General features: G+C 69.6%; 18 protein-coding genes. 8 read left to right on the top strand and 10 right to left on the bottom strand.

Features of this window, described 5'->3' with window-relative positions:
• Window positions 1-188 precede the first annotated feature (188 nt).
• Window positions 189-656 (bottom strand): OmpA family protein, encoded by a 468-nt coding sequence (locus tag QO010_RS13365; protein ID WP_307349885.1) that lies wholly within the window; start codon window positions 654-656, stop codon window positions 189-191.
• 177 nt (window positions 657-833) lie between these two features.
• Here QO010_RS13365 and QO010_RS13360 point away from each other — a divergent pair, with 177 nt between their 5' ends.
• The 3 genes from QO010_RS13360 to QO010_RS13350 are packed head-to-tail and all read left to right on the top strand — an operon-like array spanning window position 834 to window position 2,942.
• The gene (locus tag QO010_RS13360) at window positions 834-1,163 is read left to right on the top strand and encodes a hypothetical protein (protein ID WP_307349883.1); all 330 of its coding nucleotides are present in this window, start codon (window positions 834-836) and stop codon (window positions 1,161-1,163) included.
• 7 nt (window positions 1,164-1,170) lie between these two features.
• Window positions 1,171-2,142 (top strand): diacylglycerol/lipid kinase family protein, encoded by a 972-nt coding sequence (locus QO010_RS13355; protein ID WP_307349881.1) that lies wholly within the window; start codon window positions 1,171-1,173, stop codon window positions 2,140-2,142.
• The gene (locus QO010_RS13350) at window positions 2,139-2,942 is read left to right on the top strand and encodes a metallophosphoesterase family protein (RefSeq protein WP_307349879.1); all 804 of its coding nucleotides are present in this window, start codon (window positions 2,139-2,141) and stop codon (window positions 2,940-2,942) included. Before QO010_RS13355 ends, QO010_RS13350 begins: the two co-directional genes overlap by 4 nt.
• Window positions 2,943-3,006: 64 nt before the next feature.
• Here the strand turns inward: QO010_RS13350 and QO010_RS13345 are convergent, their stop codons facing one another.
• The 4 genes from QO010_RS13345 to QO010_RS13330 all read right to left on the bottom strand — a co-directional run bounded on the left by QO010_RS13345 (window position 3,007) and on the right by QO010_RS13330 (window position 4,875).
• Complete coding sequence (locus QO010_RS13345) at window positions 3,007-3,177, bottom strand: DUF1328 domain-containing protein (RefSeq protein ID WP_307349877.1); 171 nt, start codon at window positions 3,175-3,177, stop codon at window positions 3,007-3,009.
• Window positions 3,178-3,213: 36 nt separating this feature from the next.
• Window positions 3,214-3,873, bottom strand: a complete 660-nt coding sequence (locus QO010_RS13340) for a superoxide dismutase (protein WP_307349876.1) — start codon at window positions 3,871-3,873, stop codon at window positions 3,214-3,216.
• A gap of 243 nt (window positions 3,874-4,116) precedes the next feature.
• Window positions 4,117-4,512, bottom strand: a complete 396-nt coding sequence (locus QO010_RS13335; RefSeq protein ID WP_307349874.1) for a hypothetical protein — start codon at window positions 4,510-4,512, stop codon at window positions 4,117-4,119.
• A gap of 24 nt (window positions 4,513-4,536) precedes the next feature.
• Window positions 4,537-4,875, bottom strand: coding sequence for a hypothetical protein (locus QO010_RS13330; protein WP_307349871.1), 339 nt, complete (start codon window positions 4,873-4,875; stop codon window positions 4,537-4,539).
• A gap of 186 nt (window positions 4,876-5,061) precedes the next feature.
• On the opposite strand from QO010_RS13330, the gene QO010_RS13325 reads away from it, so the two are divergent.
• Window positions 5,062-6,984, top strand: coding sequence for an HWE histidine kinase domain-containing protein (locus QO010_RS13325; RefSeq protein WP_307349870.1), 1,923 nt, complete (start codon window positions 5,062-5,064; stop codon window positions 6,982-6,984).
• A 240-nt stretch (window positions 6,985-7,224) separates the two neighbouring features.
• Here the strand turns inward: QO010_RS13325 and QO010_RS13320 are convergent, their stop codons facing one another.
• Complete coding sequence (locus QO010_RS13320; RefSeq protein WP_307349869.1) at window positions 7,225-8,442, bottom strand: CaiB/BaiF CoA transferase family protein; 1,218 nt, start codon at window positions 8,440-8,442, stop codon at window positions 7,225-7,227.
• Window positions 8,443-8,520: 78 nt separating this feature from the next.
• On the opposite strand from QO010_RS13320, the gene QO010_RS13315 reads away from it, so the two are divergent.
• Window positions 8,521-9,084: a DUF4142 domain-containing protein gene (locus QO010_RS13315; RefSeq protein WP_307349867.1), complete on the top strand. Its 564-nt coding sequence runs from the start codon at window positions 8,521-8,523 to the stop codon at window positions 9,082-9,084.
• A 45-nt stretch (window positions 9,085-9,129) separates the two neighbouring features.
• Here QO010_RS13315 and QO010_RS13310 read toward each other — a convergent pair whose 3' ends face one another.
• Window positions 9,130-12,777 (bottom strand): M1 family aminopeptidase, encoded by a 3,648-nt coding sequence (locus QO010_RS13310; protein ID WP_307349865.1) that lies wholly within the window; start codon window positions 12,775-12,777, stop codon window positions 9,130-9,132.
• Between the two features lie 11 nt (window positions 12,778-12,788).
• A complete protein-coding gene (locus QO010_RS13305) occupies window positions 12,789-13,667 on the bottom strand; it encodes an ABC transporter ATP-binding protein (protein ID WP_307349863.1) in 879 nt (292 codons plus the stop codon).
• Window positions 13,668-13,812: 145 nt separating this feature from the next.
• Between QO010_RS13305 and QO010_RS13300 the strand changes: the two genes are divergently transcribed.
• Genes QO010_RS13300 through QO010_RS13290 form a run of 3 tightly spaced genes read left to right on the top strand, consistent with a single transcriptional unit; the run spans window position 13,813 to window position 15,709 of the window.
• A complete protein-coding gene (locus QO010_RS13300) occupies window positions 13,813-14,460 on the top strand; it encodes a fumarylacetoacetate hydrolase family protein (RefSeq protein ID WP_307349861.1) in 648 nt (215 codons plus the stop codon).
• Window positions 14,460-15,092: a maleylacetoacetate isomerase gene (gene maiA, locus QO010_RS13295; RefSeq protein WP_307349859.1), complete on the top strand. Its 633-nt coding sequence runs from the start codon at window positions 14,460-14,462 to the stop codon at window positions 15,090-15,092. Before QO010_RS13300 ends, maiA begins: the two co-directional genes overlap by 1 nt.
• Complete coding sequence (locus QO010_RS13290; RefSeq protein WP_307349858.1) at window positions 15,092-15,709, top strand: carbonic anhydrase; 618 nt, start codon at window positions 15,092-15,094, stop codon at window positions 15,707-15,709. The genes maiA and QO010_RS13290 overlap by 1 nt, the downstream gene beginning before the upstream one ends.
• A gap of 235 nt (window positions 15,710-15,944) precedes the next feature.
• Here QO010_RS13290 and pbpC read toward each other — a convergent pair whose 3' ends face one another.
• A complete protein-coding gene (pbpC, locus tag QO010_RS13285) occupies window positions 15,945-17,987 on the bottom strand; it encodes a penicillin-binding protein 1C (protein ID WP_307349857.1) in 2,043 nt (680 codons plus the stop codon).
• Between the two features lie 234 nt (window positions 17,988-18,221).
• Window positions 18,222-23,342 carry an alpha-2-macroglobulin family protein gene (locus QO010_RS13275; RefSeq protein WP_307349855.1) on the bottom strand — a complete coding sequence of 1,707 codons (5,121 nt, stop codon included), beginning with the start codon at window positions 23,340-23,342 and terminating at the stop codon, window positions 18,222-18,224.
• Between the last annotated feature and the right edge of the window lie 120 nt (window positions 23,343-23,462).

Below are 23,462 nucleotides of genomic sequence, written 5' to 3'. Positions count from 1 at the left end.
GCCGGCCTTTTTCGTTGTCTGGAACCCTTCCTCCTCGATGGAGGAAGGGCAGGGTTGGTGGTGTGCGCTCGGTGTTTGGGCGACTGGCTCAGGGGGCGACCACGCCTCCCCGCGTGCTTCCAGAAACGCACTGCCACCACCACCATCCCCAACCCTTCCTCCATCGAGGAGGAAGGGAGCTTCAAGCGCTACTTCTTCAAATGCACCACGACATCCGCCCGCCGCCGCAGCGGCCGGTCGGCGCCGTTCATGGTCTGGGCGCCGGACTCGCCGGCGGCGGTGACCTGGACGTCCTTGAAGCCCTGGCGGTTCAGGGCCTGGGTCACCGAGGCGGCGCGGCGTTCGGAGAGCTGCTGGTTGGCGTCCGGAGCGCCGACGGCGTCGGCCAGGCCGATCACCTGCACGGTTCCCACGGTGCAGCCCCTGGCCCGGCTGGCGGCGCTGTCCAGCACGGCCTTGCCCTCGCGGGTCAGGCGATAGGCGCCTTGGTCGAAATAGATCGAGACCGTGAAATCCTCGCAGACATTGGCCACCCCGGCAGGCTTGGGGCCCAGCGGCAGATGCACGGTGTTGCAGGCTCCCAAGCCAAGCGAGGTAAGGCCAAGCGAGGCCAAAGCCAGCAGGCCAAAGGCCTTAGACGCGCCACCCATCGTCATGATCGTCCCCTCATCCGGCCGCGCCCCGATAGCGCCAGACCAGTGTTCGCCGTACACAGGCGTGCGGCAAGGGGTGAACGAGCATGAACCGCCCAGGTTCCGTTGCCAAGTTCCGTTGAATGGAACTCCGTAGAGGCCGCCCCGTTGAATCGTCCAAGAGAGACGAAAGGGACTGTCATGCGCTTCTGGCCCAAGACGGACGCCGCCAAGGATCACCACCATACCGCCCCCACCCCGGCGGAGGTTCGCGCCGCCTATGACCGCGGCCGCCGCGACGAGCGCGCCCGGCATCGGCGTTCACCCCTGCTGGCCCTGACCGTCGGCTCGGCCGCCCTGGTCGGCGGCGCGGTCCTGGCCCTGGCCGCCCTGGAAGGCTCGTTCCAGAATGGCGGGGCGGTGGTCGACCAGCAGGTCTCCAAGGCCGCCCAGCAGGCCGGCGAGGCCCTGCGTGACGCCACCGACGGTTCGGCCCAATCCGGCCAGGCCTCCGTCGGCGCGGGCGGTTAAGGGCTCCATGAGCGGGGGGGTCCAGACATCTTCTCTAAGGCCGTCCTGTCTCGTCAGGCGCGTCGAGGCGGTGGTCAACACCGCCTCGGGCAGCACCGGGCCGACCTCGCCGGAGGAACTCTCGGTCATCCTGGAATCGTTCGGGCTTGAGCACCGCATCCATTCGCCCGAGGGCGATCTGGAGACCTGCATCGCGCAAGCCCTGGGCCGTAAGCCCGATCTGCTGGTCATCCTGGCCGGCGACGGCACCGCCCGGGCGGCCGCGGCGATGGCCGGACCCGACGGGCCGCTGCTGGCGGCACTCCCGGGCGGCACCATGAACATGCTGCCCAGGGCCCTCTATGGCCAGCGGACCTGGCAGGACGCCCTCATCGACGCCCTGCGCCAGGGCGCCGTCCACGAGGTGTCGGGCGGCGAGATCGACGGCCATCCCTTCTACTGCGCCGCCATGCTGGGCGCGCCGGCCCTGCTGGGCCGGGCCCGCGAAGCCGTCCGGCACGGCCAGATGCGCCAGGCCCTCAAGCGGGCCAAGGTGGCGGTCGGCGCGGCCTTTCTGGGCCGGCTGCGCTATGCCCTGGAGGGCGGCATGCCGCGCAAGGTCGAGGCGCTCAGCATCATCTGCCCGCTGATCTCGCGGGTTCTGGACGAACAGGAGCCGGCCCTGGAGATCGCCGCCCTCAACCCCAAGAACGCCGCCGACCTGATCGCGCTGGGCCTGCACGCCGCCCTGGGCGACTGGCGGGCCGACCGCAATGTCCGCACCGATCTGGCCCGGCGGGTGCGGGTCTGGGCCAAGGGCGCCATTCCGGCCATCCTGGACGGCGAGACCGTGCATGTCGGCAGCGTCGCGGAGGTGCGGTTCATCCCGCTGGCCTTCCGGGCCCTGGTCCCCGTCGACGAGCCGGTCTGCGCGCCGGGCGACCTGCGCGTTACCGTCCCGACTCCCCGAACCGTTCCCGAATCGACCCTGCCCGTATGACCCAGGTTCTGGCCCATCTTTCCGACATCCATTTCGGCGGCGAGAACACCGCCGCCGTCGCGGGCGCGCGCGAGTGGATCGCCGACTGCAAGCCCGATCTGGTGGTCATCACCGGCGACATCACCCGCCAGGGCGACGAGAGCGAATTCGCCGCCGCCCGCGCCTGGGTCGACAGCCTGCATCGCCCGGTGCTGGTCATGCCGGGCAATCACGACACTCCCTATTTCGACCCGGTCAAACGCTTCTTCGCCCCCTGGGCCCGCTATCGCCGTCATTTCGGCCGAGGCTTGCCCGGCGGCCTGCTGGTCCAGCCGGGCCTGGCGGTGCGCACCCTCAACAGCGCCCGCGGCTTCCAGCCCCGCCTGAACTGGTCCAAGGGCCAGGTCTCGCGCGAGCAGACCCGCTCCAGCCTGGCGGCCCTCGCCAAGGCCCCGGCCGGGGCGGCCAGGATCCTGGCCTGCCACCACCCGCTGGTCGAGATGCTGGGCGGACCGATGACGGGCCGGGTCTGGGGCGGGGCCCGGACGGCCAGGGCGCTCAGCGAGGCCGGGGTCGACCTGGTGCTGACCGGCCATATCCATGCGCCCTTCGCGCTGGCCTATCCCTATGGCGACGGCAAGACCTATGCGGTGGGGGCCTCGACCCTGTCGATGCGCGAGCGCAAGGTCCCGGCCGGTTTCAACCGGATCGAGATCGACGAGGACGGCTTTACCATCAAGGGCCTGGCCTGGACCGGCTCGCACTACGAGGCCTGGCGAACCTGGCATCTCACCCGGCGCGGGGCCACTCCTCACCCCTAGGTGGGCGGAGCCAAAGAAAAGGCCCCGCACGCGGCGGGGCCAGTCTGAGGGGATTTTGAGGCGGCTAGACCGAGCCGCGTCGACCCAGGCCCATGATCAGCGAGACCACGAACAGGACCAGGAAGACCAGGAACAGCACCTTGGCGATGGCGATCGAGGCGCCGGCGATGGTGGTGAACCCCAGGACGCCGGCAATGAGCGCGACGACCAGGAAGACAAGAGCCCAGTAGAGCATTGCCGTTTCTCCTTGCGTGTCAGTCACTTAACGCAGCTAGGCGGCCCGGGTTCCCTGCTGCTTGTCCGGGGCCGGATAGGCCCAGGCCTCGCCCTCGCCATGCGCCGCCGACCACTGGCGGGCGGCGAAGTCCCAGTCCGGCAGGCTCCTGAACCAGGCGGTCAGGAAGGCCTTCCGGTCGTTCTGGTGGTCGAGATAGTAGGCGTGTTCCCAGAGGTCGCAGACCAGCAGCGGCGTGGTGTTGCTCAGCGTCAGCGGACCGTCGGCGTCGTGGGTCGTGGTCACCACCAGCTCGCCGCCTCGCACCAGCAGCCAGGCCCAACCGGAACCGAAATGCTCGGCTCCCTGCTTGACGAAGGCCTCGCCCAGCTGGGCCAGGCCGCCGAACTTCTCGTTGATGGCGCTGGCCAGGTCGCCGTCGCAACGGGTCGGCTCGGGGCTCATCGCCACCCAGAACAGGGCGTGGTTCCAGGCCTGGCCGGCATTGTTGTAGAGCTTGGCGGTGTCGGCATCGACATGGGCGGCCCGCACCACCTCCTCGAGACTGGCGGGATGCTCGTCCCCCTCGTCCAGCAGGCTGTTGACCGTCTTCACGTACGTGGCGTGGTGCTTATCGTGATGCAGCTGCATCGTCCGGGCGGAAATCACCGGACTGAGGGCGTCATAGGCGTAGGGCAGGTCTGGCAGGCGGAACATAAGCGACTCCTCACTGGAAAGGAGGAGAACGCGAAGCGGCAGAGGGCGATCCCGTGGCCCTCCACTTCCAACGTCGTCATGGCCGGCCGAAGTGCCGGCCACCCATGAACACGGCGCGTCAAGCCTCGCACGGACAGACCGGCGGCCAACCGTCAGCTCCGGTGCTCATGGGTGGCCGGGACAAGCCCGGCCATGACGATTGAAGGGTGATCTGAAGATGCGAACGACCAAAGCCGGTCCAGTCTAGTGCTTGGGAGGCTCGGGCTTATCCATGAAGGCGCGCATGACGGCGGCCACCAGTTCCGGATTCTTCAGGCCGTAGACCCCGGCCGCCACCGCCGCCCCGACCGACAGGATCGGATGGGCTCTGGCGACCAGGATGATCTTCTCGACCAGGCTGGCTTCCGGGGGCGGCGCGGCCTTGCGGCGCGGCCCCTCGGCCTTGCGGGCCAGGAAGAGGGCGCCCAGGATCACCACCAGGGCGGCTGCCCCCGCGACCACGGCCGCCGCCCCGGCCGGCCCGACATAGGGCAGGACCAGGGCGTAGAGCGCAAAGAAAGCCGCGACGACGCTGACGGCCGCCGCGGCTGCGATGGCGGCCGCGGCCGCCACGGCCATCAGGGTTCGCTCGAAGATCAAGGGGCGAAGATCAAAGGGTAATGATCAGCGATGATTGCTGCGGCTGGCCAGCAGCAGGCCCAGCAGCAGGCCCACGCCCACCCCGGCCAGGGTGGCGGTCATCGGCCGTTCCTTGACCCGCTCGACCACATACTTCTGGGCGACGTCCAGCTGTTGGCCGGCCTGGTCGGTATAGGTGCGGGAATGGGTGCGCAGGGCTTCCAGGCTTTCGCGCACGGCCGCCTCGGTGCGGGCGGCGGCGGCGGCCAGGCTGGCCTTGGCGCTTTCGGCGGCTTCGGCGAAGCTGCGCTCGGCGTGATCGGCGGCGTTCTTCAGGGATTTGCCGGTCTTGGCGGCTTCACCTGCGGCGTCAGTGGCGGACATGGCAATCTCCAGGGGACTCCGTCACTCCCCCGACGGGAGCGATGCGGCTTAGGCTCGCCCCGTCAACGCGAGCAAGCGCAGCCGGTTCCATGCCTTTACCGCGTAAGTGTCGAAGGCGCCACTCCGTGAACACCGTTTCGCGATTGGCGCATGGAGTGCTCGCCTGACAGGCGCTATGTTCCCGTCATGGATGACGGTCAGGCCAATCGCGCATCAATCCTGGACGAGGCCGCGCGGCTGCGCAGCCTGCGGGCGCTGGGCGCCGTCGACAGCCCGGCCGATCCCCGTTTCGACCGCATCGCCCGCACCGCCGCCGCCCTGTTCAACGCCCCGCGCGCCGCCGTGGTGCTGGTCGAGGAGGACCGACTCTGGCACAAGGCCCGGGTCGGAATCCCGGCTGTGGAGTATCCCCGGGCGGGCAGCCTGGCCGACCTGATGATCGGCGCCGCCGAGGTGACGATCAGCCAGGACATCACCCGCGATCCGATGTTCGCCGCCCCCCTGGCCCAGCTGCCGGCCGTGGACGTGCGCTTCTATGCCTGCGCGCCGCTGGTGTTGCCGGACGGCGCGGCGATCGGCCTGCTGGTGGTCGGCGACCCGGTGGCCCATCCGCCCTGCAGCGAAGCCCAGCGCCATGCCCTGGCCGATCTCGCCGCCCTGGCCGTCGAGGAACTGGTCCGCGACGGCGAGAAGCTGGCCGCCGACCGCCAGCGCCAGCTGGACCAGCAGCGGGTCGACCTGGCCCTCGACGCGGCGGGCCTGGGCGAGTTCGAATGGGACATCGCCGCCGATCATGTGTTCATCAGCGAAAAGATGAAGGCCCTGACCGGGGTGGAGGGCAGGTCCGCGGCCGGCGAAGGCGGCAATGTCAGCTTCCGCTACGTGCATCCCGACGACGCCGACCGGCTGCGCACCGAGGTCGACAGGGGCCTGCGCGGCGACGGCCGCTACATGGTCGAATACCGAATGGTCCGGCCGGACGATCGCCGCACCCGCTGGATGCAGGGGGCCGGGGTGCTGGTCCGCACCGCCGAGGGCGTGCCGGCCAAGGTCATCGGGGTCGTCCAGGACATCACCGAGCGCAAGGTCGACGAGGAGCAGCGCGAGACCTTGCTGGCCGAGCTGGACCACCGGGTCAAGAACGTGCTGGCCGCCGTGCAGTCCCTGGCCGCCCAGTCGGCCCGCAAGACCACCTCGACCGAGGCCTTCCTGGCCACCTTCGCCGGCCGGCTGAAGGCCATGGCCTCGGCCCATGAGCTGCTGACCGCCACCCGCTGGCGGGGCGCGGGCCTGGCGCATGTCGCCGCCGCCGAGCTGGGCGGTCTGGCCCCCGGCCAGGCCAGCTGGGAAGGGCCTGAGCTGTTCCTGGCCCCCCGGGCGGCCAACGCCCTGAGTCTGGCCCTGCATGAACTGGCCACCAACGCGGTGAAATACGGGGCCCTGTCGGTCGACGCCGGCCGGGTGCATGTCGTCTGGCGCGAGCGGCCCGAGGGGGGCTTCGTCCTCGACTGGACCGAGACCGGCGGCCCGCCGGTCGATCCGCCCACCCGCCGGGGCTTCGGCTCGATCCTGCTCGACCAGGTCACCGGCCGCGAACTGGGCGGCGAGGCCAGCGTGCAGTACCGCACCAGCGGCGTGCGCGCCCGGCTGATCGCAGACGCCCAGGCCATGACCCTGCCCGCCGACCAGCCGATGATCGCCGAAGCCCCGCCCCCGCCCGCCGCCGGCGCTTCCTCCGGCGAGGGGCCGATGCAGGGCGGGGTCGTCGGCCTGAAGATCCTCATCGTCGAGGACGCGGTGCTGTTGGCCCTGGAGCTGGAGGCGGGCCTGGAAGAGGCCGGCGCGATCATCGTCGGCAGCGCCGCCGAGGTCGAGGAAGCCATGGCCATGCTGGACCAACCCCTCGACGCCGCCGTCCTGGACGCCAACCTCAACGGCAAGTCGGTGGTGCCGGTGGCCGAAGCCCTGCGGCTCAAGGGCGTGCCGTTCGTGTTCGCCACCGGCTACGGCGAAAAGGGCGCCCCGGAAGGGTTCGACGTCCCGATCGTCCGCAAACCCTACAACGTGCACCAGATCGTGCGGGCGCTGGCGGAAGCGATCCGGAAGTAGCCACTCCGCTCCCGGCGGGAGCGGACGGCCGCCCGAGGCGCGCTGCGAGCGCGCCCGTGGCCCGGCCCGGTGAGGGTTTCAAAAGCCGTGCGCGGGCGTGTGCCGGAAGTCGTTGGCCTGCGTGTTAGGCGCCAAGCCCGCAGGCCGAGAGCCAATCCCCAGTTAAAGCGCACGGCTTGGGAAACCCTCACCGGATCGCGCTCTGGCGCGATCGTCCGCTCCCGCCGGGAGCGGAGTAGGTCAGACGATCCCGCGCGCCCGCAGGTCCTTCAACTGGTCCTCACTCACGCCGGCCCGCTCCGCCAACACCGCATCCGTATGCTCCCCCAGCGTCGGACCCGGCCACCGCACCGCCCCCGGCGTCTCCGACAGCTTCGGGAACGCATTCTGCATCTTCACCGAGCCGAACACCGGATGCGGCCGCTCGACGATGGCCTCGCGGGCCACGAACTGCGGGTCGTCCAGCATGTCGGGGGCGCGGTAGACCCGGCCCGCGGCGATGCCGTGCTCGTCCATGGCCGCCAGCAACTGCTCCACCGTCAGCGTCCCGGTCCAGGCCGAGATGATCTCGTCCAGCTCGATCTGGTTGGCGCCCCGCGCCGCATGGCCGGAAAAGCGCGGGTCCTGCGCCAGTTCGGGGCGGCCCATGGCCACGGTCAGCCGCCGCCAGAGGGTCTCCTGGTTGGCCCCGATCACCACCCGGTCGCCGCTCAGGGTCGGATAGGCGTTGGACGGGGCGATGCCGGGCAGGATGGCCCCGGACCGCTCGCGGACATAGCCCGTCAGGCCGTATTCGGTGATCAGGTTCTCCATCACCGACAGCACGCTCTCATAGATGGCCGCGTCGACCACCTGGCCCCGGCCGGTGTTGTGACGGGAATGCAGGGCCATCATCGTCCCCAGCGCCGCATGCAGACCCGCCAGGCTGTCGCCGATGGAGATGCCGGCCCGGGCCGGCGGCCGGTCAGGTTCGCCGGTGATGTGGCGCAGGCCGCCCATGGCCTCGCCGATCAGGGCGTAGCCGGCCCGCTGGGCGTAGGGGCCGGTCTGGCCGAAGCCGGAGACCCGGGCCATGACCAGGCCGGGATTGAGTTTCGACAGCGCCTCGTAGCCCAGGCCCCATTTCTCCATGGCGCCCGGCCGGAAGTTCTCGACCAGCACGTCGGCCCCGCCGATCAGCCGACGGGCGATGTCCTGGCCCTCGGGGGTGCGCAGGTCCAGGGTCACCGACAGCTTGTTGCGCCCGATCACCGGCCACCAGGGCGAGAGGCCCTGGGGCAGGCTGCGGCCCCACTGCCGCATCGGGTCGCCCGCCTTGGGGTCCTCGATCTTGATCACCGTGGCGCCGAAGTCGCCCAGGATCTGGCCGCAGAACGGCCCGGCGATCAGCGAGCCCATCTCGATGACCGTCAGGTCCTTGAGCGGGCCGTGGTTTTTCTCGGAGTTCCCGGAACTCATCACGCCCCCGTGAGGTTTTGTGTCCACATCGCCGTGGCTTGGGACCCACCCGCCCGGCTGTCAATCATGGAGAGACAAATGACCCGCAAGCTCCTCATCGCGGGCTGCGCGGTGCTGGCCCTGTCGGCCGCCGCCTGCAGCAAGAAGCCTGAAACCGCCACCCCCGACGCCAATCCCGCCGCCACCGTGCCGACCCCGGCCAACGAGGCCGCGGCGCCCGACTTCGCCACCAAGGCGGCGATCAGCGACATGTTCGAGATCGCGGCCAGCAAGGTCGCCCTCGAACGCTCCACCAACAAGGAGGTCAAGGCCTTCGCCCAGATGATGATCGACGCCCACACCGCCTCGACCGCCGACCTGAAGGCCGCCATCGCCGCCTCCGGCCTGACCATCCCCCTGCCCGAGGCCCTGCCGCAGGACAAGGCGGACGCCGTCGCCGACCTGCAGAAGGCCGACGCCAAGGACTTCGACAAGAAGTTCATGGACGCCCAGGTCGACGGCCACCAGGCCGCCCTGGACCTGATGGGCCGCTACGGCCAGGACGGCACGGTCCAGGCGATCAAGGACTTCGCTCTGAAGACCGGCCCGGTCGTCCAGACCCACCTGGACAAGGCCAAGGCCATCAAGGACGCGTTGAAGTAGGCGCGGATAACTCCCTCCCCATAAAGGGGAGGGAGCTTTTTCTCATTACCCGGCGTTCACCCCCGCCTTGGCGACGTTGTCGTCCGAGTTGCGGTCGATGAGGATGTTGTAGGGATCCACCCCCACATAGGTAGGCCGCTTGTCGACCGTGAAGGTGAGGGTCTGGCGTCCGGTGCGGATCGGCCGGCGCTCCAGCTTCAGCACGCTGGTCTTCTTGAAGTCCTTCTGGCCGGGCTGGGCGGTGAAGACCCCCACATCCACCATCTCGTCCATGGTCCGGGCGGTTTCCTTGCCCTTGCCGTCGGCCTCCAGCTTCCTGGCGTCGACGACGATGGAGACGTCGAAGCGGCCGTCCTTGCGCGCCTTGGCCGTGCTGGACACCACCTTGACGTCGTAGAGCACGATCTTCTCGAACAGGTCGGTGATCAGGTCCTGCTTGGCCTTGTCGCCCGGAACCTCGGCCCGGAACAGGGCGATGAGGTCGGACGAGATCGGATAGGGCGCGCCTTTGAAGGCGTGCTGCTGCAGGAACAGGCTGAGGGCGTGGTTGACCCTGTCCTCGCCGATCTCCTCGGCCAGCCGGTACATGACCAGCGAGCCCTTGCGGTAGTGGATATAGCCCTGGCTGCCCTGGACCCTGTTCAGGGGCTTCTCTTCCAGAGGCTGGCCGCCGCGCGCCCGCAGGTAGCTGTTCAGCTCGTATTTGAGGAACTTGCGGATCTGGTCCTCGCCATAGAGCCTCTTCATCACCCGCAGGGCCGAGTACTGGGCCATGGTTTCGGAGAGCAGGGTCATGCCCTGCTGGTCGGCGCCGATCACCTGATAGGCCCACCACTGGTGGCCGATTTCGTGCGAGCCGACATAGGTGACCATGTCGATCTTCTCGGGGTCGCGGTAGTCGGCGACGAAGAACAGATTCTCGGACCACGGCATCGAGCCGGGGAAGGCCTGGGCGAAGCTGGCATAGCCCGGGAACTCGATGAACCGCATGTAGTCGTACTGGTAGGGGCTGAAATGGGTCCCGTAATAGTCGAGGGCGGTCTTCATCGCCGTCTTCATCCGCTCGACATTGTACGGGTGGGCGGGGTCGTAATAGACCTCCAGCTCCACGCCCTTCCATATCTCGCGCGAGACCTTGTAGCGGGCCGACTGGATGGCGAAGAAGGGCAGGACCGGCGCCTGGGTCACGAACCGCGCGACGCGCCGGCCGCCGACCACCTTGTCCGAGACCCGCTTGCCAGGCGCGATGGGGGTCTGGTCGGCCTCGGTGCTGATGGTGATGTCCGAGGTCATGAAGTCGGCGTCGTGCCGCAGGTAGTTGAACTGGCGTGAGGGGACATCGCCCAGAGGCGTCACCGGCAGGTCCGGATTGAGACCGTATTTGCGCCGCTTGGCCCGGTCCTGCAGGCCGCCGCCCGGCCAGACGCCCAGCTGCGGGGTGAACTCGCCGGAATCGACGAAGGTGCCGTTGTCGACGACCCGCATCTCGTTGCCGCGGTTCTTGAAGCCCCGCTGCGAGCGCTCGGTGAGGAAGCTCATCTTGCGCTGCTCGCCCGGCTGCATCGGCTGGTCGAAGGTGAAGATGCGGTAGTTGAACCGCGCCAGCTCCGGGTCGTTCCCCTTGGGCCGCGCCCCCTCGATGGAGAGGCCGTTGACCTTCAGGTCGCGGTCGAACAGCACATGCACCTCGCGCAGAGGCGCATTGGTGGTGTTGACCAGCACATAGGTCCCCGAGGTGGTCAGCCGCGGCTCATGCGGGCGCAGGTCGACCTCGAGCTTCATGGACAGGATCTTGGGCTGCGGGACCTTGTCGTAGTGGCGCTGGACCAGCAGCACCTTCTCGAAGTCCGCCTGCCATTTGTCGTCGTCGAGGGCCGTGCGGTACTGGTTCCAGACGTTGGTGTTCACATAGATGAAGCAGCCCAGGCCGGCCGCGCCGATCACCGCGATGGCGAACAGCACCCCGGCCTTGCCGGTCAGCCGGCGCGGCAGGCGCCGCAGGCGCGGCCACAGCCGCATCTCGGTCCCGCGCCGCCACAGGCCGTAGGACAGCACCAGCAGCACGATGGCGAACGCCGACCAGTAGGCCCGCGCCACCCAGGCGCCGATCCAGAACCGGCCCAGGCCATTGATGTCGGACATCGGCATGCCGCCGGGCCCGCCGTCATTGGGGGTGGCGCCATAGTTGTAGAGGATGTGGTCGAAACCCAGGTTGCCGAAGGTAATGCTGGTGATCAGGTAGAGGACCATCAGCCCCCAGCCGACGAACTTGTGCGGGCTGATCGCCTGGATGAACACGGCCAGCACGGCCACCAGGACCCAGTCCACAGCCTGGGGCAGCACATACCAGACCAGCCACTTGTTGAGCTCGAAAGTATCGAAGCCCTTGAGGGCCTGGATGGCGACGCCGGCCACGACGCTGATCAGCAGGGTCGAGATCAGCACCAGCGAGATGGCCAGGGTCTTGGGGGCCACGAAGGCCCAGTCCGGGACCGGCGTGGCGTCGATGATCTCGTGGGTCTTCTTGTCCCGCTCGCGCCAGACCAGTTCACCGGCATAGTAGATGGCGATGATCATCGGGATCAGGGAGAACGAGCCCATCAGGGCCGGGATCAGGGCGCGGGTGACCGGATAGATCTGGCCGCCATAGCCGGTGTCGTCGGTGACGCCCCACAGGGCCCCGACCGAGTTGAAGAGGCCCAGGCCTAAAAGGACCAGATAGGCCGGGCTGCCGAACACCTGGCCCATGTCCAGGCGGGTGCGGACGCGCAGCTGGGCCCAGGCGGTCGCAAGGCCGAAGCTGGGTTTGTGATGGACGCCGGCGCCCTCCGGCGGCGGGCCGACCGGCGCGGCGGCGGCGGCGATCCGGGCCTGGCGGGCCCGCTTGCCCTTGAGCTGTCCCGGGGTGAAGTGGAAGAACAGCATGGGCAGGGCCAGCGCCGCCGCCGACAGGGCCAGGGTGAACAGCCGATTATAGAGGAGCAGCCCCTCGACGGCTGGGACCAGGGCGTTACGCTCGGTCGCGGTCCAGTATTTGGTGATCAGCCCGAAAGCCCCGAAGCCCAGGGGCTCCCACAGGGCCACCAGCTTCTCCAGCTCGGGCTTGTCGAGCATGATGTTGGCGGTGGTCCAGACCACCAGGAAGCCGATCACCCCGACATAGGTCCACATCATCGAGCGGGTGACGGTGGCCAGGGCGAAGAACAGGGCCGAGGTCAGCAGGATGTTGGGCAGGGCCAGGACGAAATAGCTGAACAGGAAGGGCTGCAGGGTCAGCGGTCCCAGCACCTCCTTGTCGACCCAGGGCATGAAGCTGCCGATGACCATGGCCAGCGGCACCGCCAGATAGGCCAGCATGGCGGCGGCGAAGGCCCCCGCGAACCGGCCGTAGAGATAGTCGAACCGCTTGACCCGGGTGGAGCGCAGGATGCCGCCAAAGCCCGTCTCGTCATCGCGGACGATGACGTTGGAGACGAAGGCCGTCGAGACGAACATGTAGAAGATCGTCCAGATCAGATGGGTCTGGGCGATGGCGAACGGCGCGTTCTTATGGATATTGCCGCCGCCGCCGATGCGGATCTGGTCGATGACCACCGATCCGAAGGTGAGCAGGAAGAAGACGCCCGCCGAGACCCAGAACACCGGGTTCTTGATCTGATAGCGGAATTCGAAGGCCGCGACCTTGCCGAACATGGGCGTGCGCCTCAGGCCGCGCGACGGGTGTCGGAGAGCGCGGAGAAGTAGACGTCCTCCAGGCCGCCGGGGGCGAGCGTAAAGCCCTCGCCCGGGTCATTGTCGCTGAGCACATGCACCACGGTGCGGCCGGCGAACAGGCGGGTGGAGATGACCTGGTGGCGCTTGCGGACCGCCTCGAGCTCGGTCTTGTCGATGGTCTTGATCCAAACCCGGCCCTTCAGCGCCGCGACCAGTTCGGTCGGGGCGCCCTGCTTGACGATGCGGCCGTCGCAGATGATGGCCATGGCCGGGCAGAGGTCCGAGACGTCCTCGACGATGTGGGTCGACAGGATCACCACCACGTTCTCGCCGATCTCGGCCAGCAGGTTGAGGAAGCGGTTACGCTCCTCGGGGTCCAGGCCCGCGGTGGGTTCGTCGACGATGATCAGCGAGGGATCGCCGATCAGGGCCTGGGCGATGCCGAACCGCTGGCGCATGCCGCCCGAAAACCCGGCCAGGGCCTTCTTGCGCACGTTCCAGAGATTGGTCTGGTTGAGCAGGGCCTCGACGGTCTCCTTGCGCTCGCGGCTGTTCGACAGCCCCTTGAGCACCGCCATGTGGTCCAGCATGTCGTAGGCCGAGACCCGCGGATAGACGCCGAAGTCCTGCGGCAGGTAGCCCAGGGTGCGGCGCAGCGTTTCGGGGTCTTTCAGCACGTCGATGTCGCCGAACCGGACATGGCCGGCGGTGGGCGACTGCAGGGTGGCGATCGTCCGCATCAGGGTCGACTTGCCGGCCCCGTTGGGGCCCAGCAGGCCGTACATGCCCTTGGGCACGGTCAGGTTTATGTCGTCCAGGGCCCGTACGCCGTTGCCGTAGACATGCGTCAGATTCTCGATGATCAACATCGCTCGTTCCGCCCCCGCGTCCGCTACAATGCCCTACCCCGCCCCTCTCATGGCCTCCGACGCCCGGATGGGCAAGTGAAAGAAAGTTCAGGCGGCGGCGCATCCGGGATTGGTCATTTGCCGGGCGGGGAGTAGCAGACGGCCCATGAGCCAATACGCCTTCCCCCCCGCGCCCCAGGCCGCCGTCCCCGTACTGGGCTCGGACAAGCTCTTCCCGGTGCGCCGTATTCTCTGCGTGGGCCGCAACTACGCCGCCCACCGCCGCGAGATGGGCGGCGACGACCGCGATCCGCCCTTCTTCTTCGCCAAGCCGGCCGACGCCCTGGTCCTGCCGGGCGTCGATGTTCCCTACCCCTCGGCCACCGCCAACTTGCACCACGAGATCGAGCTGGTCGCAGCCATCGGCGAAGGCGGCAAAGTGTTCGGCTACGCCGTCGGCGTCGACCTGACCCGCCGCGACCTGCAGAACGCCGCCAAGGACAAGGGCCAGCCCTGGGAAGCCGGCAAGGCCTTCGACCACAGCGCCCCGATCTCGGCGATCCGGCCGGGCGATGTCGATCCGGAAGCGGCCATCGAGATTCGCGTCAACGGCGCCGTTCGCCAGTCGGCCAGCATCGGCGACATGATCTGGTCGGTCCCTGAGATCGTCGAACAGGCCCGCCGCCTCTGGACCCTGGCCCCCGGCGACCTGATCTTCACCGGCACGCCTGAGGGTGTCGCCGCCATCGTGCGCGGCGACCATGTGGAAGGCTCGGTGGCGGGCGTCGGCGCGCTGTCGTTCACGGTGGTCTGATGCACATAAACCTGCACGGCTACTGGCGCTCCGGCGCCGCCTACCGGGTCCGCATCGCGCTCGGCCTCAAGGGCCTGGGCTACGACCAGTCGCCCATCGACCTGCGGGCCGGCGTGCAGAAATCCGAGGCCTATCGGGCCCTCAATCCGCAGGGCCTGGTCCCGGCCCTGGAGGTCGACGGCGCGGTGATCACCCAGAGCCCGGCCATCCTGGAATGGCTGGAGGAAGCCCACCCCACCCCGCCGCTGCTGCCCGTCGATCCGCTGGACCGCGCGCGGGTCAGGGCCATGGCGGCGCTGGTCGCCTGCGACATCCATCCGCTCAACAACCTGCGCATCCTCACCAGCCTGCGCAAAGACCTGGGGGCCGACGAGGCCGCCGTCTCGGCCTGGATCGCCCGCTGGATCGGCGAGGGCTTCACGGCGCTGGAGGACCTGGTCGGCGACCAGGGCTGGTGCTTCGGCGCGGCGCCCACTCTGGCCGACTGCTGCCTGATCCCCCAGATCTATTCGGCCGAGCGCTTCTCGGTGGACCTGACGGCCTATCCGCGCATTAGAGCCATCGGGGCAAACGCCGCCCAACACCACGCCTTCGCCGCCGCCCATCCCAGCCGCCAGCCGGACGCCGATTGATGCTTGAAGACCTGAAGGCCAACAACCGCGCCTGGTCCGCCCGCAAGACCAAGGTCGATCCCGACTTCTTCAAGCGGCTGGAAAACCAGCAGAGCCCGGAATATCTGTGGATCGGCTGCTCCGACAGCCGGGTTCCGGCCAACGAGATCGTCGATCTCGACCCGGGCGAGCTCTTCGTCCACCGCAACGTCGCCAACCTGGCCCCGCCGCAGGACGCCAACTATCTGAGCGTGCTGCAGTTCGCGGTCGACGTCATCCAGGTCAAGCACATCATGGTCGTGGGCCATTACGGCTGCGGCGGGGTGCGGGCGGCGGTCGACGGCCAGCGCCGGGGCCTGGTCGACCACTGGCTGCACCCGATCCGCGAGGTCCACGAACAGCACCGCGAGGAGCTGGACGCCATCGACGGCGACCGGGCCAAATGGGACCGGCTGGTCGAGCTGAACGTCGTGCGCCAGGTGCGCAACGTCGCCTCCGACATCTTCGTGCAGGACGCCTGGGCGCGGGGCCAGACGATCCATGTCCATGGCTGGGTCTATTCGATCTCCAACGGGCTGGTGAACGACCTGAACGTCACGGTGGGTTCGCCGGAAGAAGTGGCGGGTCTGCCGTTCTAACTCCGCCCCCGGCGGGGGCGGACGGCCCGCCCGAGGCGCGCCTGCAGCGCGCCCGTGGCCGGCCAGGTGAGGGTTTCAAAGGCCGTGCGGCGACAGGATGTGAGCTGCCGCCGCCTCGCTCGGGCGCCTGGCACACCTGACTAAGCCAGCCACCGCCTGTCGCCGCACGGCCTTTGAAACCCTCACCGGATCGCGCTCTGGCGCGATCGTCCGCTCCCGCCGGGAGCGGAATAGTTCACTTCACCCTCACCCGCGCGACCGCCTCGCGCCCGGCCCCATCAATGACCTTGAGCCGATAGAAGCCCGCCGCGGCCGGACGCCAGATCACTTGGCCGCTGACCGGGTCGCGGTCCAGCGGCGCCCCCTCGACATACCAGGTCAGCGCCTCGCCCCTGGCCGACAGGGCCAGGCCCCGTGACTTCGGCCCAAACCCGTCGACCTGGATGGTTGCCTTGTCCGGCGGGAAGATCATCCGGGGGCCGGCGTCGGGGCGTTCCAGCTTCTGCAGGGCCTGGGGGGCGCCCCTGGGCCGGACCTGGGGGGCGTTGGAGGACGGGGCGGCCAGCATGTCGGCGACGTCGAACAGCATCGGCAGGGCCGCCTCGCGCCCGGTCAGCCCGCCCCGCGCCCCGCCGTCGGCCCGGCCGGTCCAGCAGATGATCACATAGTCGCCCACCACCCCCGCCGCCACCGCGTCGCGGAAGCCGTAGGAGGTGCCGGTCTTGAAGGCCAGGCCCGGCCCGCCGCGGGTCAGGGCCGCCGGAACCCGGCCCTTGGGCCCCGGCGCATCGCGCAGGATGTCCAGCACCATCTTGGCCGACTCCGCCCGCACCAGCCGGGTCCCCGGCCAGCGGCGGCGGCTGGCCGCGTCTTCCTCGGTCCAGGCCAGGGGCTTGGCGATGCCGCCGTCGCCGAGCGCCGCGTAGAGCAGGGCGAGGTCGCGCAGGGTGATGCCCTCGCCGCCCAGGGCGATGGCCAGGCCCGGGTCGGTCAGGCCCTTCTTCGGGGTGACCAGCCGCACGTCCGCGCTCTCCAGCCGGGCCAGGAAGCTGGCCGGGCCGATCCGCTCCATCATCGCCACCGCTGGCACGTTGAGCGAATAGGAGAGGGCCTCGCGCGCCGTGACCTGGCCGTGGAAGACCCGGTCGAAATTCTCGGGCTGGTAGTCGGAGAAGCGGGTGGCGACGTCCTGGATGCGGGTGTCGGGCGCCGCCACCCCGTCGTCGAAGGCGAAGGCGTAGATGAAGGGCTTCAGGGACGAGCCCGGCGAGCGCAGGGCGGTGGTCATGTCGATCCAGCCCCCCGGCCGGTCCAGCCCGCCCGAGCCGACCGCGGCCCGCACGGCGCGGCCATTGATCTGCACCACCAGGATGGAGGCCGTCGCCTCAGCCCCCTGCGCCTTGGCATAGGCCGCCGCCAGCGGCTCCAGCCGCGCCTGCAGGCCTGCGTCCAGGGTCGAGACCACGCTGGCCTGGCGGTCGGGCGCCGCCCGGGCCAGCTGGCCGGCGACATGCCAGGCCATGGACGGGAAGGGCTGGCGCAGCGGCAGCCGCTCGGTCTGAGCCTCCGCCGCCTCCTGGCTGGTGATCAGCCCGGCCCGGGCCATCCGCGCCAGGACGATGTCGCGCGCGGTCCTGGCGGCGGCGGGGCGGCGGTCGGGGCGGCGGCCTTCCGGGGCCTGGGGCAGGGCGATCAGCAGGGCCTGCTCGCCGATGGTCAGGCTCTCGGGCTCATGGCCGAAATAGGAGAGGCTGGCGGCCCGCACCCCCTCCAGATTGCCGCCGTAGGGGGCCAGGGTCAGATAGAGGGCCAGGATGTCGTGCTTGGAATAGCGGGCCTCGATCTGAATGGCGCGGACCATTTCGCCCAGCTTGCCGAACAGCGAGCGCGGGTGCGGCTCCAAGAGGCGGGCCGTCTGCATGCTGAGGGTCGAGGCGCCGGACGTCACCCGGCCATGGGCGATGGCCGACCCCACGGCCCGGACCACGGCGACCGGATCGACCCCCGGATGGTCGTAGAATCTCGAGTCCTCGGTCCGCACCACCCGCCGCAGGAAGCTGGGATCGGTGCGCTCCAGGTCGGCCCGGATCCGCCAGCGGCCGTTCTCCACCGGCAAGGCCCGCAGCCACGCCCCCCGCCGATCCAGCGCGACGGGGGAGGACCGGTGCGCCCGGCCGAGGTCCGGCGGAAAGACGGCGTCCAGGGCGACCAGCGCCGTCTCGATCGCCAGGATGGCGATGAGGGTCAGGACGATGCGGCGTTCGGGGGAGGAGGTCATCAGGTTCTCAAATCCTCGGACCGAGGACTACTGCTGTGCACATCGAAGGGGCCGCGAAGCGTTTCCTTCTCCCCTTGCGGGAGAAGGTGTCGACGAAGTCGACGGATGAGGGGTCGCACGGCGGTAACCGCCGCGATCCTTCACCGCTAATCCGACAGGTGGGTGCGACCCCTCATCCGACCTTCTTCGGAGGCCACCTTCTCCCGCAAGGGGAGAAGGAACGCTTCGCCGCTGTCATCCTCCCGCCGCGATCACCAGTCGTCCCGACGTCCCGCGCCCATTCACCGTCGGCTTATACATGTCGCGCACCTCCGGGGCCGGGAAGAAGAAGTCGCCCGGGGTCACCGCCCGCGCCACATAGGCCATGGCGAAGGACTGGTTGCCGCCCAGGTCCATGGCCGCGATGAAGCGGTCGTCCCTGGCCTCGGCCACGTCGGCGCCGCTCAGCTCGCCCAGGAACTTGAACGGTCCGTTCACGGTGTCGTCGGAGCTGAGCACCGTCTCGATCTCGAACCCGGCCGGCAGGGCGTCGTCGATGACCATCGGGATGGTCCGCCCCTGTTCCGAGCGGCCGGAGATGCGGATGATCACCCGATCGCCCTGCCGGATCGCCGAGGGATCGACCGATCCACCAGTGAAGGTGAACAGCTGCTTGGACACCGAGACCCCGCTGGCCGAAGCGTCCGGCGCATAGAGCGGCGTGCCCCGCACCGTCACCGTCCGCCAGAGACCGCCGCGTCCGTTGTTGACGAACCTCGCATCGGCCAGCTTGCCCACCAGCCAGCGCGGCGCGCCGACGGCGGCCTGCTGCGGGAAGGCGCCGGTCGCCGAGACCTGGATCGGGCCGGCGGCCTTCAGCATGCGGAAGGCGGCCTGGAGCAGGCGGGCCTGTTCCTGCGTGTTCAGCGCGTCGGGGTCTTTCACCACCCCTTCGAGCCGCCCCTGCAGGCTGCGGCCGATGCCGGTTTCGCCGGCCTCGTAGCTGTAGGCGATGACCGCCGCCAGGTCCCTGAGCGGGCTCTGGTACCAGTCAGCCTCGTCGCGATGGCCCATCGACGTCACCGCCGCCTGGAGGGCCGAGCGGGCCCGGCTGCGGTCGCCCATCATCGCCAGCCCCGCGGCCACCTGGGCCCTGGCGATCGGCGAGTTGTCCTTCTTCATCTGCACGTCATGCCACCAGCGCAGGCGGGCCAGATCGCCCCGGCCGGACTTGGCCAGCACATAGAGGGCGTAGGCCGAAGCGCGTGAGCGCATCCGTTCGGTCGCCGCCTTGCTTTCGTCGGCGTTGCGGCCCCACCAGTCGGGATAGCTCAGGCGGTAGGAGACCGAGGCCCAGCCTTCCGGCCGGCTGATCTGGCGCATGGCGTCCAGGGCCTTGTTCATGGCCGAGTCCGGCACTGCCGCCCCCTGCTGCTTGGCCTCCCAGAGGAAGTCGGTGGCGTAGGCGCCGAGCCACCCGTCCGCCTCGCCGTCGCCGACCCGCCAGAGCCCGAAGGCCCCGTCCGCCGACTGACGGTCCAGCAGCCGCCCGACCGCGTCGTTCAGGCCCTTCGAAGCGGCGCGCTTCTTCGGATCGGGCGTCGCCAGCTGGTCGGCATAGAGCAGCGGATAGGCGGCCGAGACCGTCTGTTCCGTGCAGCCATAGGGATAACGCGACAGGGCCAGGGCGATGGGCGCCGGGTCGAAGCCCTTGAACGGCGAGTAGCTGACCTGCAGCGACACGTCGCCCGCCGCCAGGCCCGACAGCAGGTCGGGACTGGGGGTCCAGGCCTCGCCGGGCTGCTGGAAGGCGGTGGTGGTGCGCACCAGGGCGCCCCAGCCCAGCCGGGTCTGGATCGGATAGTCCTTGGCCGTGGTGAAGCCAGGCCCGTTGACCGTGAAGCCGACGCTGCCGATCCCGGTGCGGTTGGGCGCCAGGAAGGGGATGTGCTCGGCGATCCGCTGGCCCAGCGCCAGGGTGAACAGCTTCTTCAGCGCCATCACCACCCCGCCCGACGAGCGGGTCTCGACCGTGTAGCCGCCGGCCTTGCCGTCGACGTTATGCAGTTCCAGCGTCGCCACCGGCTTGTCGCCGGGCGAGAGGAAGCGCGGCAGGTTCAGGTCCGCCACCACGTCCTCGCGGACGGTCATCGCCTTGGAGCCCGAGCCGACGGCCTCGTCGGTCCAGGCCACGGCCATGATCCGCAGCTCGCCATTGAAGTCGGCGGCCGGCAGCTTGACCCTGGCCCGGCCATCGAGGCCGGTCTTGACGACGCCCGACCACAGGGCGACCGACTTGATCGGCACCACCGTCAGCCCCTCGCCGCCCAGCTGGTCGCCGCCGAAATTGACGGCGCCGGGGGCCCCGAGGTTGGGGTCGAGCAGGCGGCCGTAGTCGTCGCGATAGTCGACGGTCAGGGCCCGCTTGCCGAAATACCATTTGGCCGGATCGGGGCTGTCCTGCTTGGTCAGCCGCAGAATCCCCTCGTCGACCGCCGCCACGGTGACCCGCGCCGACTGGCCCACGCCGAGGCCATTGACCTTGATCGGCACCTCGACCAGCGCCTTGGCGTCCTGTTTGGCGGGCGTGCCGATATCGACCGTCAGCTTACGGCCCTTCGGATCCAGCGGCACATAGATCAGGCCGAGCGCCCGGCGCGGCTTGGGCGTCGCTACCGGGTCGCGCGGCTGGATGACCGAGACCATCACATAGGCGCCGCCGCCCCAGGCCGGCGAGGTCTTCAGCTTCACCGTGCCGCCGCCGGCGGGAACGGTGAAGGTCTTGAACTCGACCAGCCGGTCGGTGGCCACGGCCACCTGGGCCTCGCCGCCATAGGGGGCTTTCACCGCGATATCGATGGTGTCGCCCTGGGCGTGGGTCCCGGTTCCGGCGCTGACCCGCACCATGTCGGGGGCCTCGGCGTCCTTGGCGGGCGCGCCCCAGCCGGCGGCGAAGCGGATCAGGGTCTTGGCCCCGTCCGGCGTCTCGACCTCGAGCCGATAGTCGCCCCAGCCCAGGCGGCGGGTGATGCGGGCGCTCTTGCCGGCCCCGATGGCCAGGGCGCCCTTCTGGACGACCACGTCGCGGCTGGTCCGCCGCCACTGCCAGCGGCCGTCCTGCTGGAACCAGTCATAGTCCCAGTTCTCGGCGATCAGGCTGTAGGTCGCCCCGGCGGCGATGCGCGCGCCCTGACCGTTGACGGCGATGACGTCGATCGCCACCGGCGGGGTGTCGCCCTCGCCCTGCTCGATCTTGACCCCCAGATAGGTCGGCTTGGTGCGGACCTTCAGGAAGACGCTCTCGCGCACCGGCCGGCCGCCCGGCTCGAACACCGAGGCGGTGATGACCGCCTTCAGCGGGATGGCGGTGTCGCCCGCCTCCTCGGAGGAGACATTGAGCAGCGCCACGCCCGCCCCGTCGGTGACGGTCGAGCCCAGGTCCAGCATCTTCTCGTCGAAGCCGTCCTTCTGGTTGCCCCACTCATAGTCCTTGTAGGCCGGGAAGGGGTTGGGGTCGGCCGACAGCCGGGCCTCGCCCTGGGTCTGCAGGCCCGCGCCCGCCGCGCCATAGAGGAAGCGGGCGGTCACCTTGACCGGCCGGGTCTCGCCCGCCGCCACCGGCGCCTTGCCGCCGTCGGTGTCGACCGCCAGCCGTTGCGGGGCAAAGTCCTCGACCGAGAACGACATGTCGCCCGACGCCTGGTCCAGGCCTTCGATCTGCAGGGTCGCGGTCCAGCGCCCGCGCGGGGCGCTCTTGGGCAGGACGATGTCGTAGGTCAGGGCCCCGTCGGGGGCGCCGGTGAAGGCGTAGCGCTTGAACTCCACGCCGGAGGGCCGGCGCACGATGATCTCGCCCTTGCGGTCCTTGATCGCCTTGGACTGCAGGTCGCGGACCAGGGCGGCCAGGTGGACCGTCTCGCCGGGGCGATAGATGCCGCGGTCGGCATACATGAAGCCGTCGATCTCGCTGCCCGGGATGCGGCCGGCGGTCGTGGCGTCGTCGCCTTCCGGCCCATTGCGGCCGCCGACGCCCTGGTTGCTGAGGTCGACGGGCGAGCGGTCCAGGTCCAGCACCGCCAGGTCGCCCTGGGGTCCATAGGCCATGACCATCTTGGGCTTCATCGCCCCCTCGCCCTCCATGAGCGGGTGCAGGAAACGCACCCGGCCAGAGCCGTCGGTGGTGGCGGTGGCGATGTCCTCGCCATTGGCGGCGACCAGGGCGACGCGCAGGCCGCCCAGGGTCTTGGCGCTCTTCAGCGAGCGGACGACCACGTCCATGGCGTCGGCGCCGTTGTAGCCGATCAGGGCCATGTCGGTGAACATGATCCAGCGGCGGGCCTGAGCCGGTTGGGTGCCCTCGCCGCTTTCGTCCTCGTCATCGTCCTTGGCGTTGGGGTCCTTGGAATTGGAGGCGTCGCGCGCCTTGATCACATAGCCGCCCGGCTTCATCTCCTTGAGCACCGCGCCCAGCGGGAAGACGGTGGTGACCCGCTCGCCGCCCGCGCCGCCCTTGACCGCGATCTGGCCCTTCCAGACGATGACGCCCTCGCTGTCGGGGCTGTCGTCGCCATAGTCGCTGGGCCATTCGCCCTCGCCGGTGGCTTCCGGGGCGCTGATCGACTTGCGGACCAGGTTGCGGTCCGAGACGCGCCAGACCTCGATGTTCAGCCGGCTGACATTGACGGTTTCCAGGCCGACGCCATCGGCCTCGTCGCGGGGCAGGATGACGCCGTCGCCGGCGAAGCCGACGTACGGGGGCTTTTCGCCAAAGGTGAAGTCGACATCGGCGTTCTCGGCCAGGGTCAGCCCGCCGGCCCCCGGCAGGCCCTTCAGCAGAGTCACCCGGCGGTCCACCAGCCCCAGCCCGCCCAGGCACAGTTCGTCGTTCCTGACACTGACGGCCGGCTGGCCGCCGAGGTCGGGCGAAACCAGCACATAGTCGGCATAGGACTTGGTCGGATCGAGCGGCTTGCTCATCTGGATACAGGCGAGCGGCGCGGCCCTGGACGTATCCAGCCGGGTCTGCCAGACCTTGAAGCCTTCCGGCCGCGGGATGCCCCGGCGCGGGGCGCTGGCCGAGCGCGGCTTGCCGAACATCGACCAGATCGAGGCGCCCGGCGTCTGGCCGTTGCTCAAGGCCGCCGAGCCCGAGCCGATCATGCCCAGCCCCTTGGCGGTAACGAAGCCGCCGCCGAACCCTACGACCAGCGCCCCGATGGCCAGGGCCACGCCCGGCGCCTTGAGGAACTCGGCGTTCCTGGGAACCCAGGCGGGAATCCGGTCGCGCCAGCTGGCGGCCGGCTTGGCCTCCATCGACAGCGGGGCTTCGGGTTCGTTGGGAGACTCAGGCGGCGGGGTTTCGTCGCTCGGGGCCATGAAAAAGTCTCCACCGGGGGTGATCGTCCAGGGAACGATGTGATCTTAACCCTGGGGGCTGGTCAATCGGCGCGCATGTGCGGAGCATCCCCAGAACGGGTGGTGCGGTTCGCGCAATAT

The sequence above is a fragment of the Caulobacter ginsengisoli genome, assembly GCF_030814835.1.
GTDB lineage: Bacteria > Pseudomonadota > Alphaproteobacteria > Caulobacterales > Caulobacteraceae > Caulobacter > Caulobacter ginsengisoli.
Note: the sequence above shows the minus strand (reverse complement) of the source record. Positions and strands in the feature narration are given on the sequence as shown.

Bases quoted from the DNA above. Each gene is read 5' to 3' on its own strand.
- QO010_RS13305 (WP_307349863.1), bottom strand. From the start codon at position 13,667: ATGTTGATCATCGAGAATCTGACGCATGTCTACGGCAACGGCGTACGG.
- QO010_RS13340 (WP_307349876.1), bottom strand. From the start codon at position 3,873: ATGTTCCGCCTGCCAGACCTGCCCTACGCCTATGACGCCCTCAGTCCG.
- QO010_RS13310 (WP_307349865.1), bottom strand. From the start codon at position 12,777: ATGTTCGGCAAGGTCGCGGCCTTCGAATTCCGCTATCAGATCAAGAAC.
- QO010_RS13350 (WP_307349879.1), top strand. From the start codon at position 2,139: ATGACCCAGGTTCTGGCCCATCTTTCCGACATCCATTTCGGCGGCGAG.
- pbpC (WP_307349857.1), bottom strand. From the start codon at position 17,987: ATGACCTCCTCCCCCGAACGCCGCATCGTCCTGACCCTCATCGCCATC.
- QO010_RS13360 (WP_307349883.1), top strand. From the start codon at position 834: ATGCGCTTCTGGCCCAAGACGGACGCCGCCAAGGATCACCACCATACC.
- QO010_RS13290 (WP_307349858.1), top strand. From the start codon at position 15,092: ATGCTTGAAGACCTGAAGGCCAACAACCGCGCCTGGTCCGCCCGCAAG.
- QO010_RS13315 (WP_307349867.1), top strand. From the start codon at position 8,521: ATGACCCGCAAGCTCCTCATCGCGGGCTGCGCGGTGCTGGCCCTGTCG.
- QO010_RS13365 (WP_307349885.1), bottom strand. From the start codon at position 656: ATGACGATGGGTGGCGCGTCTAAGGCCTTTGGCCTGCTGGCTTTGGCC.
- QO010_RS13275 (WP_307349855.1), bottom strand. From the start codon at position 23,342: ATGGCCCCGAGCGACGAAACCCCGCCGCCTGAGTCTCCCAACGAACCC.
- QO010_RS13320 (WP_307349869.1), bottom strand. From the start codon at position 8,442: ATGAGTTCCGGGAACTCCGAGAAAAACCACGGCCCGCTCAAGGACCTG.
- QO010_RS13345 (WP_307349877.1), bottom strand. From the start codon at position 3,177: ATGCTCTACTGGGCTCTTGTCTTCCTGGTCGTCGCGCTCATTGCCGGC.
- QO010_RS13355 (WP_307349881.1), top strand. From the start codon at position 1,171: ATGAGCGGGGGGGTCCAGACATCTTCTCTAAGGCCGTCCTGTCTCGTC.
- maiA (WP_307349859.1), top strand. From the start codon at position 14,460: ATGCACATAAACCTGCACGGCTACTGGCGCTCCGGCGCCGCCTACCGG.
- QO010_RS13300 (WP_307349861.1), top strand. From the start codon at position 13,813: ATGAGCCAATACGCCTTCCCCCCCGCGCCCCAGGCCGCCGTCCCCGTA.
- QO010_RS13330 (WP_307349871.1), bottom strand. From the start codon at position 4,875: ATGTCCGCCACTGACGCCGCAGGTGAAGCCGCCAAGACCGGCAAATCC.
- QO010_RS13325 (WP_307349870.1), top strand. From the start codon at position 5,062: ATGGATGACGGTCAGGCCAATCGCGCATCAATCCTGGACGAGGCCGCG.